Origin of the sequence: Vibrio sp. 1151_11, assembly GCF_029478525.1 — a bacterium.
In the GTDB taxonomy this organism is placed as follows: Bacteria; Pseudomonadota; Gammaproteobacteria; order Enterobacterales; family Vibrionaceae; genus Vibrio; species Vibrio anguillarum.
The window spans coordinates 1-255 of record NZ_SHMN01000136.1; the positions used below are offsets into that span (position 1 = coordinate 1).

Below are 255 nucleotides of genomic sequence, written 5' to 3' on the forward strand. Positions count from 1 at the left end.
TTACTCACCCGTCCGCCGCTCGCCACCCAAGGAACAAGTTCCTCTGTGCTGCCGCTCGACTTGCATGTGTTAGGCCTGCCGCCAGCGTTCAATCTGAGCCATGATCAAACTCTTCAATTAAAGTTTTGTTGGTCCTAAGACCGGCTCAATGAATACTGACTTCAAAACTGCTCTTACTCGAAAGTAAAAAAGTAATTTTAAAGCTATTGTTGTTCCAACAGAACAACAATGAATTGACTGTGCCAAAATCAAGTA

The 255-nt window shown here is 43.9% G+C and carries 1 rRNA gene; it reads right to left on the reverse strand.

Annotated features, from left to right (window positions below):
• Nucleotides 1-120 (reverse strand): 16S ribosomal RNA (locus EXZ60_RS19115); the annotation flags it as partial.
• Between the last annotated feature and the right edge of the window lie 135 nt (nucleotides 121-255).